Origin of the sequence: Phnomibacter sp. (assembly GCF_036803085.1) — a bacterium.
Lineage (GTDB): Bacteria > Bacteroidota > Bacteroidia > Chitinophagales > Chitinophagaceae > Phnomibacter.
The window spans coordinates 829,270-842,002 of the sequence record NZ_DAIRUZ010000001.1 but is presented as its reverse complement, the minus strand read 5'-3'; the positions used below and the strand labels follow the sequence as shown (position 1 = coordinate 842,002).

The window sequence follows — 12,733 nt, the reverse complement described above, 5'->3', positions numbered from 1 at the left end:
TATGCTAAGTAAAAATGAAGTCAAATATATCCAAAGTTTAAAGGCCAAAAAACAAAGGCTTGATGCCGGTGCTTTTGTAGTGGAAGGTCACAAAACTGTTTTGGAGTTACTGGCACATCAACGCTGGACGGTGCAGGCTTTGTATGGCACGGATGAATTTTTGCAATCTATTCCCCAAAAACTATTGCTGCCGCCTAAAACCGTTGTGGTATCGCAGGCCGAACTGGAACGGATCAGCTTTTTACAAACACCACAATCTTGCCTGGCTGTTGTTTCAATACCCGTCACCCCAACTGCCCTTTTTCCAACTAACGATTGGAGTTTATTGCTTGATGATATTCAAGACCCTGGCAATCTGGGTACAATCATCCGCATAGCCGATTGGTTTGGCATTGAACACATATTTGCAACAGCGCATACAGCAGATGTTTTCAACCCGAAAGTGGTGCAAGCAAGTATGGGAAGTTTTCTGCGGGTACAAGTGCATTACGGCACTTGTGAAAAATGGTTGAAAGAACAACGGCCTGCCTGTTACATTGCTGATATGCATGGTAGTAACGTATGGCATTTGCAGCAGCCCACACCTGGTGTATTGGTAATTGGCAATGAAGGCAACGGGGTAAGTGAAAGCATTGCCGCTTTTGCTACTGAAACCGTTAGCATTCCGAAGTTAGGTTCGGCCGAAAGTTTGAATGCAGGCGTGGCTACAGGCATCCTACTTTCGCACCTGTTGCAAAATGCTAATTAAACCGCAACGCTTTGATGATGCTGATGCGTTGCAAATAGCCCAAAGGCAATCGCAATGCTGCCAGGCAAATAACAAAAGTGCCCACCACCACTGCCAGCACCTGCCACCAAATTATCCGTACTGGCACAGTACTTACATAGTAAGTTTTCTCATCCATTTTTATGAGCCCCGTGTATTGCTGCAACAGCAGCAAACTCAATGAGAGCAATAGTCCTATGGCAATGCCTTTGCCAGCAATGCGGGCTGCGTAGTGCCAGAAAATAATGCGTTGCTCCTGTAGCGGCATACCCATGGCAGCTAGTAAGGCTACCATTTTGGTACGTTCCATTACCAGTATCAGCAGGCAGGTAATGAGGTTGATGATGGCTACCGCCAGCATTATGCCAATCACTATTTTCTTGGTTTGATTTTGTATACCCAGCCAATCGAAAATATTTGGGTAGATATCGGCCACCGGCGAAGCCATAATGCCTTGCGGCATGGCTTGAGTAAATGGCTTTTCAATAAGTGGCGCATTGGCCGGATCTTGCAGCCATACTTCATAACCGCCTATCTGGTTGGGTGCCCACAAGTTGAGGCGTTGTAAAAAGCGTACATCGGCCAGCACAAATTGCTGATCGTATTCTTCGATGCCGGTGCTGTACAATCCGCAAATAATTTGTTTGCGGCTGCGGATGTCATCGCCATTTCTTAAAAAAATAGTGCTCACGGTATCTCCCACTTTTACCTCCAGGGTACGGGCCATGGCCTCGCTGATAATCAGCTGGCTGCTATACCCACTATCCGGAAATTGAAGCATACTGCCTTGAGTGATAAACCTGCTAAAGTCGCTGGTGGCCAGGCGCCTGTCTATGCCTTTCATGAGTACGCCATCAAACTGGCCGGTACTACGCAGCACTACCGAACGGGCTGCAAATGCCTGCACATGCACCACGCCGGGTTGAGCAGCTATTATTTTTTCGAGGCTGTCACTCGCCGCAATGGGCGTTTCTTCGGCCACCATGGTACGGTATGGTTGTAAAGCCTGCACCCTTATATGACCCCAAAAACTATATACCTTATTGGCCACCTCGTATTGAAATCCATTGATTAAACTAATAGTGATAATCATGGTGGCCACACTTACCGCAGTAGCAGCTGTGGCCAACCGTACAATAAATCCGGAAAAAGAAGATGGCTGCTGGCTGGCCAACCGTTGTGCTATGTATCGGCTTGTTTTCAACAGAATAAATAAAGACGTAAAGAAAACGTTTTTGAGTTGTTTAAATGTCTCTTGGTTTCAGTAGCTATATAGAAAAACGATTTACTTTGATACTTATGAAAGCAAGTGTTGTGAAATGTTTACTGGCCGGTGCTGCAGTTTGTATGCAATGTAGCATTCAGGCGCAGCCATTGGTGGAAGAAGTGCGGTCGCCCAATGTAACCGGTATAAAGCTGTACAAGAAAACCGATCAGCTCCTCTATCCTATTTTGCGCCTTGGCGAAACTGAGGGTATGGAGCTGCATTTTGACGACATCAACAACAGCAGCCGCAGCTATTTTTATACCTATGTGCTTTGCAATGCTGACTGGACGATGGCCAATGTGAGCAACATGGATTACATTAAAGGATTTACACAAACAAGGTTGAATCAATTTCGATTTTCGTCGGCCACGCAATCGAAATATGTTCACTACGGTGCCACTTTGCCTGCTGCCAACAGTATGCCATCCAGAGCGGGCAATTACCTGTTGAAAGTGTACGAAGGTGGTGATACTGCTAAACTCCTTTTTTCTAAACGATTTCTGGTAGTCAATCAAAAGGCCACCGTATCGGCAAGAATGCAACAACCTTTTGCACCGGAGTATTTTTTAACTCATCAGAAAATTCTCATCAACCTCAACTTGGGCAATCAGGATATCATGAACCCAGCCAAGGAGCTCAAGGTGATGGTGATGCAAAACAACCGTTGGGACAATGCCCGTATGTTATCAAATCCCACATTTATCCGTGGCCGAACTTTTGAGTATAGCGATGAACAACAACTGGTGTTTGAAGCCGGTAAAGAATGGCGCTGGCTCGATTTACGCAGTTTTCGATTGCAAAGCGACCGGGTGGCTTCGGTGAATTATAACGTGCAACCCTTTGATGTTCGCATTCGCCCCGATACCATACGAAGCCCTATTCGCTATGCTTTTTACGCCGATATCAACGGTCGGTATGCGGTGAGCCATATCGAAAATATTAACCCTTGGTGGCAGGGCGACATTGGCAAAGTGCACTTCACTTTTTTGCCCCAAAATGGAGAAATACCAAATGAGTACAACGTGTATTTATTTGGCGAAATGACACAGTACCAACTAAACGAACAAACCCGCATGAAATGGAATGACAACCTGCAGGCGTATGAAACTTCCATTTTGCTGAAAAACGGGTATTACAACTATTGCTATGTAACGGTGCCGAAAAAAAATCCTTCCGCATTGCCTTCTATGAAGCCCACCGAGGGCAGCATTTGGGAAACAGAAAATGACTACCGGGTGCTGGTGTATTATACGCCGTTTGGCAGCCGTACCGATGAACTGGTAGGTATATCAGAACTGAACTCAAGGGTATTTATGACAGGTAACTAAATAAAAAACTCCGGCAATTGTACCGGAGTTTTTTATTGGAAATGTATTGCGTTACGCTTCAGTTTTCTTGGCGTCTTCAATAAACTTGGCGAGGCCAATATCGGTAAGCGGATGCTTGAGCAACCCGAGGATTGAATCCAGCGGACAGGTACACACATCGGCGCCAGCTTCTGCAGCTTTTACAATGTGCAACGCATTGCGGATAGATGCCGCCAGAATTTCTGTTTTGAATCCCTGAATGGCGTAGATATTCGCTATTTGTGCAATCAACTGCATACCGTCCCAGCTGCTATCATCAATACGACCAATAAACGGCGACACATAATTGGCGCCTGCTTTGGCTGCCAAAATAGCCTGCCCTGCAGAAAAAATCAGCGTACAGTTGGTTTTAATATTGTTGTCAGAAAACCACTTGATAGCTTTTACTCCGTCTTTGGTCATGGGCACTTTTACTACAATATTTGGATGGATAGCAGCCAGCTTTTGGCCTTCGGCAATCATGCCTTCAAAATCGGTAGAAAAAACTTCAGCACTTACGTCTCCATCTACAATTTCGCAAATGGCTTTGTAATGGTTCATGATGGCTTCATTACCTTTTACGCCAACCTGTGCCATTAGTGAAGGGTTGGTAGTAACGCCGTCGAGAATACCCAAATCATTGGCTTCTTTAATTTGAGCCAGGTTTGCGGTATCAATAAAAAATTTCATGATAAATGGTTTTTATGATGTTGCTCTTACAGTAAGATAGAAATAAACGACAATGTAATCGATTGCAAATAAACGGAACTTGCCAGAAATGACACACCCCCAAATATGGGGGTGAAAGAAAAAAAAGTGGCAGGCTGAATACATCGCACCGCTACAACCGCCTACCCTTGCTACCTTCCGGTCCTGGGGGAGTTCAGCAGGAGCTGGTCGTGTATGACCTGCCGCTGCAAATGTAGGGGAAAGCGTACAAATAAATCCCAGGATTTTTCGATAAAAAAAGCCATCGTTTATCGTAATAATTCATGCATCTGGTAATTGGTGCGTGTATTGTACCCACCTATTTTTGTTTGTATGGTACAATACCATGTTGCAATATGAACAGTTCCGATGCCAAAAAAACTGCCTTCAAAGCCCTGAATGATTTTTTCGATCATGTGTATGTTATCACCATCGAAAAAGCCGACAGCCGTAGGGCGAAACTGGCCACCTTGTTGCAGGGCCTTGAATATGATTTTTTTTATGGCATGGATAAAACCCTGCTGCAGCAAGATGATATAAGACTGCAACAGTTGTACAACGATTCAAAATCCCGGCGATTGAACCGGTACGGCAATCCGATGACCATTGGACACATAGCCTGCTCCTATAGCCACTGTATGGTGTACATGGATATGCTGCAACGTGGATTTGAAAAAGTATTGATACTGGAAGACGATGTGGTGCCGATGGTGCATCTGATTCATCATATTCATGATGTGCTGAAAACACTACCCGATAATTGGGAGATTTTATACTGGGGCTATGACCGCCATGAAAAATGGAACATGGCCAGCCGTTTCAAACAGGGGTTGTATCACATTACCGCAGCACTTGGTTTGCTCAAGTGGAATCATACCATGATCAGAAACTTACATGCAAAACCACACACCAATTTTTTGCATAAAGCCGGTAGCCACGATTTAAGCCATGCTTATGGCATTACTAAATCGGGGGCAAAAAAAATGCTGGAAATTCAAAACCCTGTTGTATTCAATGCCGATACCGCCATGGCCTATGGTATAGCCAATGGATGGATTAAAGGATACATAGCCAAGCCCATTATTTTCAAACAAGAATTTGAAGTGCGGCCCGATGAATATGTATCAATGATTAAAGACTAACCGGGAAATACAGTGTTGTTGATGGCCCACACCAGATTGAGTCCTTTGTCTACGTGCTCTGTTGTATAGGAAAAACCTATCGACTCAATAAAATCGCATACGCCCTGTAAGTTGTTTCGGTCATCATCAATGTCATGTGTTTCAATAATCATAGTATCTACCCTGCTGAAAATACGGGCGGGGCTGTTGTACAAAATGTCGTATTCGCTACCCTCGCAATCCATTTTTAGTAATCCAATTTGTGTAGCACAGTTATCAATAATTTCTGTTAATGAAATAGCAGGTATTTCAATGCCATCATGATTGTCATAAAATCCTGCAATCACCGAAGCAGAGTCTGATTCTGATTTGTCTTTATTGAAATAAAACGTGACACTTGGCACCTGTTTACCGGTCACTACTTTATCCACTACCGAAACTTGCTTCAAGCTACTTTGTGGCGGCAGCAGGTTTTTTTGCAGAATGGCAATATTGCCTGCTAAAGGTTCAAAAGCGATAATGGTTCTTTCAGGAAAATGATTGGCCACCCATGCACTAAACATACCAATATTGGCGCCAATATCCAGCACGGTGGTTGCAGGTTTCAAGTGTTTGGCTACAAAATCATGATGATAGCCATCCTGCATAAACACTTCTTTAAATACCCGCAACATAGAGTAAGGCACTACAATGTTGGCACCGCTTTTTTTAAGGGTAAAAACGGCTTCTTTGCCTTTACCCAAAAACTTAAACGTAAAGTAGCGGGGCCAGTTCCTCACCTGCTTTATCAGTTCTTTATATTTCTGTCGGCTGTTAATGCTCATAATAAAAAATTGGAAAGTTATTTGTACAACGCCCGTAACTGAGCATATTTATGGTAAGAGTAGTATGCGTTCATACAGGCAATCCGCCAGCCGGCTGTACCATCTAAAAATCCGGCCCGAAAGAAAAAGCCATTTAAGAAAGACCAACCCGCACTTAACCAAGGTTTCATGCTGCTGACCCGTTTGCCTCTTATATACATGGCTTGTGCGGCTATGTCACTAAAGCGAATCATTTGGCGGCGGTGTTCTTCTGCAGTGGCAAACGACCAGTGCAAAATATCCAGCGGCACCTTATCAAGGGTAGCGTTGGCAACGGTCACCACTTTGTCATGCGGATTTTCTCCTCCCCAATGCCCCATTTCTTTTCGCCACAGTCGTAGTTTTTTATCGGGATAATAATCGCCGTGTTTAATCCATTGACCACAGTAATTGTTCAACCGGTTAAAGATGTAAGCATCTTTTGATAAGCCTTTTTCTTTGGCTTGTTGCAACCATTGTTGCAGGGGGTCACTCAGGGCTTCATCAGCATCCAAACTTAAAATGTAATCAGCATTGGCAAGGCTGGCTGCAAAATTCTTTTGTTCGATGTATCCTAAAAATGGCTGATGAATTACCCTTGCTCCTATCGCTTCACTAATAGCCACAGTATCATCTGTAGAACCGGAATCCACCACGATGATTTCATCGGCCACGGCTTTTACCGAATGCAGGCAGCGGGCTATTTTATCGGCTTCGTTGTAGGCTATGATAACTGCAGCAATAGACATGTGCCAATGAATTTAAAACAAAGATGAATACACCTGATGTACGGAAGCTGCTGCAATTTCATTGCTGAATTGCTGTGCATAGGCAATGCCTTTTGCAATATGCTCTTGCACCAATGCAGCATCGGTAAGTATGCGGCGCATTTGGTGAGCTATTTGTTCCGGGTTGGATGGGTCTACATAAAAGGCAGCATCGCCACCCGCTTCGGGCAGGCAAGATGTATTGCTGGTGATAACCGGTACCCGGCTGTACAAACCTTCCAGCACAGGTATGCCAAAGCCTTCGAAAAAGGATGGATAAATGAGCATGCTACTCATTTGGTAAATGGCGGGAAAATCTTCGGCATCCACACCTACCCTTCCGTTGGCCTGTTGTTTGTACGATAAAAATATCACCCTGTTGCTGAGTTGATGCCCGGCTATAAATGCTTCTACTTTCGCTTTATATTCTTTGCCTCTGCCAATCACTACCAATGGCAACGTCACGTCCTTAGCTTGATGCAATGCCTTGCAAATTTTGATCAGGTTTTTTCTTTCAATGATAGAACCTACATATAAAAGATACTCCTGTGGCAAGCCATACTTTTCCCGAACAGCTTTCTTTATTTCATTGCTGGCCTGCTGGGCATACATCGGATGACAACTTTGATAGCACACATGAACCTTACGTTCATCTGCAGCATAGATGTCAATCAAATCCTGTTTGGTTTGCTGGCTGATGGCAATGATAGCATCCGCATTGGCGCAGGCATAGCGAAACTTTCGGGTATATATTTTTCTATCCAGCCAAGGGTATTGGTCAGGATAGCGTTCATGAATCAGGTCATGCATGGTTACAACCGAACGAATGCCGCTTTGTGCAATACCCTGTGGTATTTCGTGGCTGAGGCCATGATACAATTGAATGTTGTGCTTTTTCAAATTGCCCACTACCCAACTGCTACGCCATGCAGATGGCAACATTTTATGCAATGGTTGTTGCGGAAGCATCACCTCCATGTTACTGCCCGTAGCCTGAAACAACCGGCCCAATTTGGGTGTACACAAATAGTAATGATGCTGCGGAAAATCTTTGGCCAACGACGATATCAAAGTCCGGCTGTAATTGCCCAAACCAGTATCGTTTACAAAAGCTCTTTTGGCGTCGAAGGCGATATTCATGTGTTGCAAAGTAGGCGCAAATATATTCAAAGCATGTTGCAGCATTCGTGCTGCCCGGCTAAGCACCTACATTTGCAGCCGCAGGCATTGGCCTTTGCGTTAAAAATACAGGCATGAAAGTTTCCGGTTTTACATACGTCCGCAATGGCATTCATCTCGATTATCCATTCGTAGAGTCCATTAAAAGTTTGCTGCCACTGGTAGATGAACTGGTAGTGGTTGTGGGCGATTCGCATGACGGAACCCGTGAAGCAGTCGAAAATATTGGCGACCCTAAAATCAAGATTGTCGATACTATTTGGCCGGCAGACCTGCGCAAAGGCGGAAAGATTTTTGCCTTGCAGGCCAACATCGGCCTAGACAACTGCAGCGCAGATGCCGACTGGATTTTTACCCTGCAGGCCGACGAAGTGTTGCACGAAAAAGAATTGCCTATCATTCGGCAAAGCATGGAAGCGGCTTTGCACAATCCCAAGATTGAGGGATTTCTTTTCCGTTTCCTGAATTTCTACGGCGATTTTCGCCACTTTGGCCCCAGCCGCCGGTACCACCAACATGAAATTCGCATTGTTCGCAACGGCATAAATGCCCGCCCCTACCGCGATTCGCAAGGGTTTCGGGTGTTCATCAACAATGAAGATGAAAGCACTGCCCGTAAGCTAAACGTGTGGTCTATTCCTTGCCGGGTGTTTCATTACAGCTATGTAAAAAATCCGAAAACACAACTGCTCAAACAGGCAGAGTTTGGCAGCCGCTGGCACGATGGAGAAGATTATGTGGCCAATTTTTTAGCGGCCAATCCCGATGGTTTTGATTACAGCCAGATAGATTACCTCGCCACTTTCGATGAAGCGCATCCTGCCCTGATGCAGCCCCGGATCGCCGCTCAGGATTGGACATTTAATTACAATCCGGCTGTAAACAATATGTCGGCAAAAGAGAAAATACTACGCTGGGTAGAAAAGCTGACCGGCAAACAGTTTTTCATTTACAAGAATTATAAAATAGTAAAGGAATAGCGGTGGCCATTTGAAGCAGGTAGTTGTTTTTTTATTGAATTTCGCCGCCCGACACTTAAAAAACAAGCATTATGCAATTGAAAGAAGCGATTCAGGCAGCCTTTGAAAACAGGGCCCTGTTGCAACAAATAGAATACAGTGAGGCTGTAGAAATTGTGATTGAAGAAGTAGACAAAGGTCGCCTGCGGGTGGCTGAACCCACCGAAAACGGCTGGCAGGTAAATGAGTGGGTAAAGCAGGCCATCCTCATGTATTTCGGCATCCGCAAAATGGAAACCTTTAACCTCCACCCTTTTGAGTTTTACGACAAAATGAAACTCAAAAGCAACTACGCCGATTTGGGTGTACGTGCTGTACCGCATGCCGTGGCCCGCTACGGAGCATTCCTGGCCCGCAATGTTGTATTGATGCCTTCTTACGTTAACATTGGCGCTTATGTAGATGAAGGCACCATGGTGGATACTTGGGCAACTGTGGGCAGCTGTGCTCAAATTGGTAAAGGCGTACATCTTAGTGGTGGCGTAGGCATTGGCGGCGTGTTGGAACCCTTGCAAGCAAGCCCGGTGATCATTGAAGATGGTTGCTTTTTAGGAAGCCGCAGCATTGTGGTAGAAGGCGTGATTGTAGAAAAGGAAGCTGTGCTTGGTGCCAATGTTGTACTTACACAAAGCACCAAAATTATTGATGTGAGTGGTAGCGAACCCATCGAGTACAAAGGCCGTGTACCAGCCCGCAGCGTTGTAATTCCGGGCACCTACAACAAGCAATTTCCTGCCGGTACTTATGGTGTAAACTGTGCGTTGATCATTGGCCAGCGCAAGCCCAGCACCGATTTGAAAACCAGTTTGAATGATGCACTCCGCGACTTTAATGTAGCAGTGTAAAAAAGAAAATAAGCCTATTTGAAAATTTCGGTTGGAGTTTTCAAATAGGCCTCTATATTTGCAACCCGATCTGAAAATTGAACCCCGGTTCAATGATTATCAATCACCTGCCCAGGTGGCGAAATTGGTAGACGCACTGTGTTCAGGTCGCAGCGCCTTCACGGGTGTGCTGGTTCGAATCCAGTCCTGGGCACTTCAATAGCCTGAGCAAAATGCTCGGGCTATTTTTGTTTTATGGTATTCGTATATGTCATAGAAAGTTTGCTCGACCAGAGCTGGTATACCGGAATGGCTTTGAATGCAGAGCTTCGGTTAAAAGAGCACAATGCGGGTAAAAGCAAGTATACAAAAGGGCACATGCCTTGGAAAATTATTTACACTGAAGAACATCCCGATTGGGCAGCTGCCAGAGTGAGAGAAAAATATCTCAAAACAAGCCATGGAAAACAATGGCTGAAAAACAAGCTCAATAGTAACTGAACGGGTGTGCTGGTTCCCTGTCTGCTTGACGCAGTCAGGCAGGGAATCCAGTCCTGGGCACCAAATAAAAAACCTCGCATTTGCGAGGTTTTTTATTTATGGGTCCGTTGGTTTTACAACGTATTCATATCAATCACAAAACGGTACTTCACATCATTTTTCACCAAGCGTTCATAGGCATTGTTGATGTCGGCGGCGGCTATCACTTCCACATCGGCTACCACATTGTGCTCGGCACAAAAGTCCAGCATCTCTTGTGTTTCTTTCATACTGCCAATCATGGAACCAATAATGCTGCGCCGATTACTGATGAGAGAAAACGGCGCCACTTTAGGTGCTTCGGGTGGCAAGCCCACTACCAGCAATTTGCCTTCTAATGCCAACAGGTTGAGGTAGCCGGTAAAATTGTGATTGGCACTCACAGTATCTAAAATGATATCGAAGTAGCTGCCATATTGCTTCATTTGTTCTTTATCGGTGGTGAGGATAAAGTTCGTTGCCCCCAAACGCTTCGCATCTGCTTCTTTGGAAGGCGAAGTGCTGAGTACTGAAACTTCTGCACCAAATGCCACTGCAAATTTTACACCCATGTGGCCCAAGCCTCCGAGACCAACCACTCCTACTTTCATGCCCGCTTTTACACCTGCAAAACGGAGCGGTGAATAGGTGGTGATACCGGCACACAACAAAGGTGCCACAGCACTCAGGTTGAGTCTGTCATCCACCTTCAACACAAATTTTTCTTTCACCACAATGCCACTGGAATAACCACCTTGTGAAACAGTAACACCATCTCTTTCCATAGCATTATAGGTGCCGGTAGCGCCTTCTACACAATACTGTTCGTAGTCGGCCTGGCAATGCTTGCAGGTATTGCAACTATCAATAATAACGCCCACACCAACGGTATCGCCCACTTTGTATTTGGTAACAGCACTACCCACAGCAGCTACTTTACCCACTATTTCGTGACCTGGCACCATGGGGTACATAGAGCCACCCCATTCATCCCGCACCTGATGCAAATCGCTGTGGCAAACACCACAATATAAAATGTCAACCTGCACATCATCGGGGCGAAGGTCGCGGCGTTCAAAAGAGAAAGGCGCCAACGGACTTGTGGCTGATTGGGCTGCATACGCTTTTACTGATATCATGTTCTATGTTTTTTAAGTAGACAATACAAAAGTCGAAGAATACAAAACGGCATCCAATACATTTTGTTGGCCAAAAGAAAAAGTACAGACTCAATGGACTACTCCTCTTCTTCAGATTTCAAAATCATGCCTAGCAAACTAAAGGCCCCTTTGGCGACCACTTTTTTGCCAGCCCAATAGAAGTTGCTGCTGCTGATGCCTACCAAACCGTTTTCCTTATCGCCGGGCGTAATTTCTACCAATTGAAATTGCTTGCTGGTTGTTTGCACAAATACAAAGTGTTTACCCTTGCTCAACAAAATGGCAGCTTCGGGTACTGCAGGCTGCATTTGCTTGCCTAATTCGATGGTTGCTGTTACTGCCATACCGGGCACCAGTTCTCTGGAGTATTGGTGAAAATGGCAATGCACCATGCCAGAACGGGTATCGTCAATAGTGCGGCTCACCAGCAATACATCTGCAGGATAGGCTTTTTCGGGATGGGCCACTAAGCGTACTGCCACTTCCTGATCTTTCTGAATGAGGGGTAAATCTTTTTCAAACACTGTAAGTGAAGCATGAATATCACCGGGGTCTACCAACTCCGCCAGTACTTCTGTAGGGGCTACATAGCGGCCTTTGTTAACGGGTACTTTCGAAATAAAACCATGAATAGGCGAACGAACCGCAATGGTACGAGACATGTTTTCTGTGGTCAGTTGTACTGCATCAATACCAATGAGTGCTAATTTTTGTTTCAGTGCTTCCTGCATGGCTTTTTGCGCATCAAAGTCGGCTTTTGTTTGCTGATACATTTTTTGACTGCTGGCTTCGGTAGCGGCCAATTGCTGCTGTCGTTCCAGTTCTTTTTCCAGGAAATACATTTTGCTTTTGCCTACCAAATAATCTTGTTGCAATTGAATGTAAGCAGGATCTTCCATCGTAATGAGCACTGCCCCTTTGTTGATTTCTTGCCCGGGCAGCAAATCAATACTCTTGATGTAACCACCCATAGGGCAGGTAATACTCACCATGTTTTGCGGCGGCACATCAATGGTACCGTTGAGTTGCACAGTCTGGTTGATATGAGCTGAAACAACATCCACAATTTCGATACCACCGTTTTTAATTTGTGCATCGGTCAATTGAAGAGTGGTGCTTACCGCAGCCGGAGCTTTGGCTTCTTCTTTGGCTGCATCCTTTGTGCCACAGGCCGTTGATACAACAAGGATGCTATAGAACAATATTTTTTTCATA

General features: G+C 45.1%; 13 protein-coding genes, 1 tRNA gene and 1 other RNA gene. 7 read left to right on the top strand and 8 right to left on the bottom strand.

Annotated features, from left to right (window positions below):
* Position 1: 1 nt before the first annotated feature.
* Positions 2–748, top strand: coding sequence for a TrmH family RNA methyltransferase (locus V7Q13_RS03600; protein WP_333799309.1), 747 nt, complete (start codon positions 2–4; stop codon positions 746–748).
* Here V7Q13_RS03600 and V7Q13_RS03595 read toward each other — a convergent pair.
* Complete coding sequence (locus tag V7Q13_RS03595; protein WP_333799308.1) at positions 741–1,970, bottom strand: ABC transporter permease; 1,230 nt, start codon at positions 1,968–1,970, stop codon at positions 741–743. The genes V7Q13_RS03600 and V7Q13_RS03595 overlap by 8 nt on opposite strands.
* A gap of 95 nt (positions 1,971–2,065) precedes the next feature.
* On the opposite strand from V7Q13_RS03595, the gene V7Q13_RS03590 reads away from it, so the two are divergent.
* Positions 2,066–3,361 (top strand): type IX secretion system plug protein, encoded by a 1,296-nt coding sequence (locus tag V7Q13_RS03590; RefSeq protein ID WP_333799307.1) that lies wholly within the window; start codon positions 2,066–2,068, stop codon positions 3,359–3,361.
* A 51-nt stretch (positions 3,362–3,412) separates the two neighbouring features.
* On the opposite strand, the gene fsa is transcribed toward V7Q13_RS03590, so the two are convergent.
* Both fsa and ffs read right to left on the bottom strand, forming a co-directional pair.
* Positions 3,413–4,069 (bottom strand): fructose-6-phosphate aldolase, encoded by a 657-nt coding sequence (gene fsa / locus V7Q13_RS03585; protein WP_333799306.1) that lies wholly within the window; start codon positions 4,067–4,069, stop codon positions 3,413–3,415.
* Positions 4,070–4,193: 124 nt separating this feature from the next.
* An RNA gene (gene ffs / locus V7Q13_RS03580) (signal recognition particle sRNA small type) lies at positions 4,194–4,293 on the bottom strand.
* A 150-nt stretch (positions 4,294–4,443) separates the two neighbouring features.
* On the opposite strand from ffs, the gene V7Q13_RS03575 reads away from it, so the two are divergent.
* Positions 4,444–5,229, top strand: a complete 786-nt coding sequence (locus V7Q13_RS03575) for a glycosyltransferase family 25 protein (protein ID WP_333799305.1) — start codon at positions 4,444–4,446, stop codon at positions 5,227–5,229.
* On the opposite strand, the gene V7Q13_RS03570 is transcribed toward V7Q13_RS03575, so the two are convergent.
* Genes V7Q13_RS03570 through V7Q13_RS03560 form a run of 3 tightly spaced genes read right to left on the bottom strand, consistent with a single transcriptional unit; the run spans position 5,226 to position 7,957 of the window.
* The gene (locus tag V7Q13_RS03570; protein ID WP_333799304.1) at positions 5,226–6,032 is read right to left on the bottom strand and encodes an FkbM family methyltransferase; all 807 of its coding nucleotides are present in this window, start codon (positions 6,030–6,032) and stop codon (positions 5,226–5,228) included. The genes V7Q13_RS03575 and V7Q13_RS03570 overlap by 4 nt on opposite strands.
* Positions 6,033–6,049: 17 nt before the next feature.
* Entirely contained in the window at positions 6,050–6,799 is a 750-nt protein-coding gene (locus V7Q13_RS03565) for a glycosyltransferase family 2 protein (protein WP_333799303.1), read from the bottom strand.
* A gap of 12 nt (positions 6,800–6,811) precedes the next feature.
* Complete coding sequence (locus tag V7Q13_RS03560) at positions 6,812–7,957, bottom strand: glycosyltransferase family 4 protein (protein WP_333799302.1); 1,146 nt, start codon at positions 7,955–7,957, stop codon at positions 6,812–6,814.
* A 113-nt stretch (positions 7,958–8,070) separates the two neighbouring features.
* Between V7Q13_RS03560 and V7Q13_RS03555 the strand changes: the two genes are divergently transcribed.
* The 4 genes from V7Q13_RS03555 (at position 8,071) to V7Q13_RS03540 (ending at position 10,340) form a co-directional block, all read left to right on the top strand.
* Positions 8,071–8,976 carry a glycosyltransferase family 2 protein gene (locus V7Q13_RS03555; protein WP_333799301.1) on the top strand — a complete coding sequence of 302 codons (906 nt, stop codon included), beginning with the start codon at positions 8,071–8,073 and terminating at the stop codon, positions 8,974–8,976.
* 71 nt (positions 8,977–9,047) lie between these two features.
* The gene (locus V7Q13_RS03550; RefSeq protein WP_157478547.1) at positions 9,048–9,860 is read left to right on the top strand and encodes a 2,3,4,5-tetrahydropyridine-2,6-dicarboxylate N-succinyltransferase; all 813 of its coding nucleotides are present in this window, start codon (positions 9,048–9,050) and stop codon (positions 9,858–9,860) included.
* A 109-nt stretch (positions 9,861–9,969) separates the two neighbouring features.
* Positions 9,970–10,053, top strand: a tRNA-Leu gene (locus V7Q13_RS03545).
* A gap of 41 nt (positions 10,054–10,094) precedes the next feature.
* A complete protein-coding gene (locus V7Q13_RS03540; protein ID WP_333799300.1) occupies positions 10,095–10,340 on the top strand; it encodes a GIY-YIG nuclease family protein in 246 nt (81 codons plus the stop codon).
* Positions 10,341–10,453: 113 nt separating this feature from the next.
* On the opposite strand, the gene V7Q13_RS03535 is transcribed toward V7Q13_RS03540, so the two are convergent.
* Both V7Q13_RS03535 and V7Q13_RS03530 read right to left on the bottom strand, forming a co-directional pair.
* Positions 10,454–11,497, bottom strand: coding sequence for an NAD(P)-dependent alcohol dehydrogenase (locus V7Q13_RS03535; RefSeq protein ID WP_333799299.1), 1,044 nt, complete (start codon positions 11,495–11,497; stop codon positions 10,454–10,456).
* Between the two features lie 98 nt (positions 11,498–11,595).
* Complete coding sequence (locus tag V7Q13_RS03530; RefSeq protein WP_333799298.1) at positions 11,596–12,732, bottom strand: efflux RND transporter periplasmic adaptor subunit; 1,137 nt, start codon at positions 12,730–12,732, stop codon at positions 11,596–11,598.
* Position 12,733 lies beyond the last annotated feature (1 nt).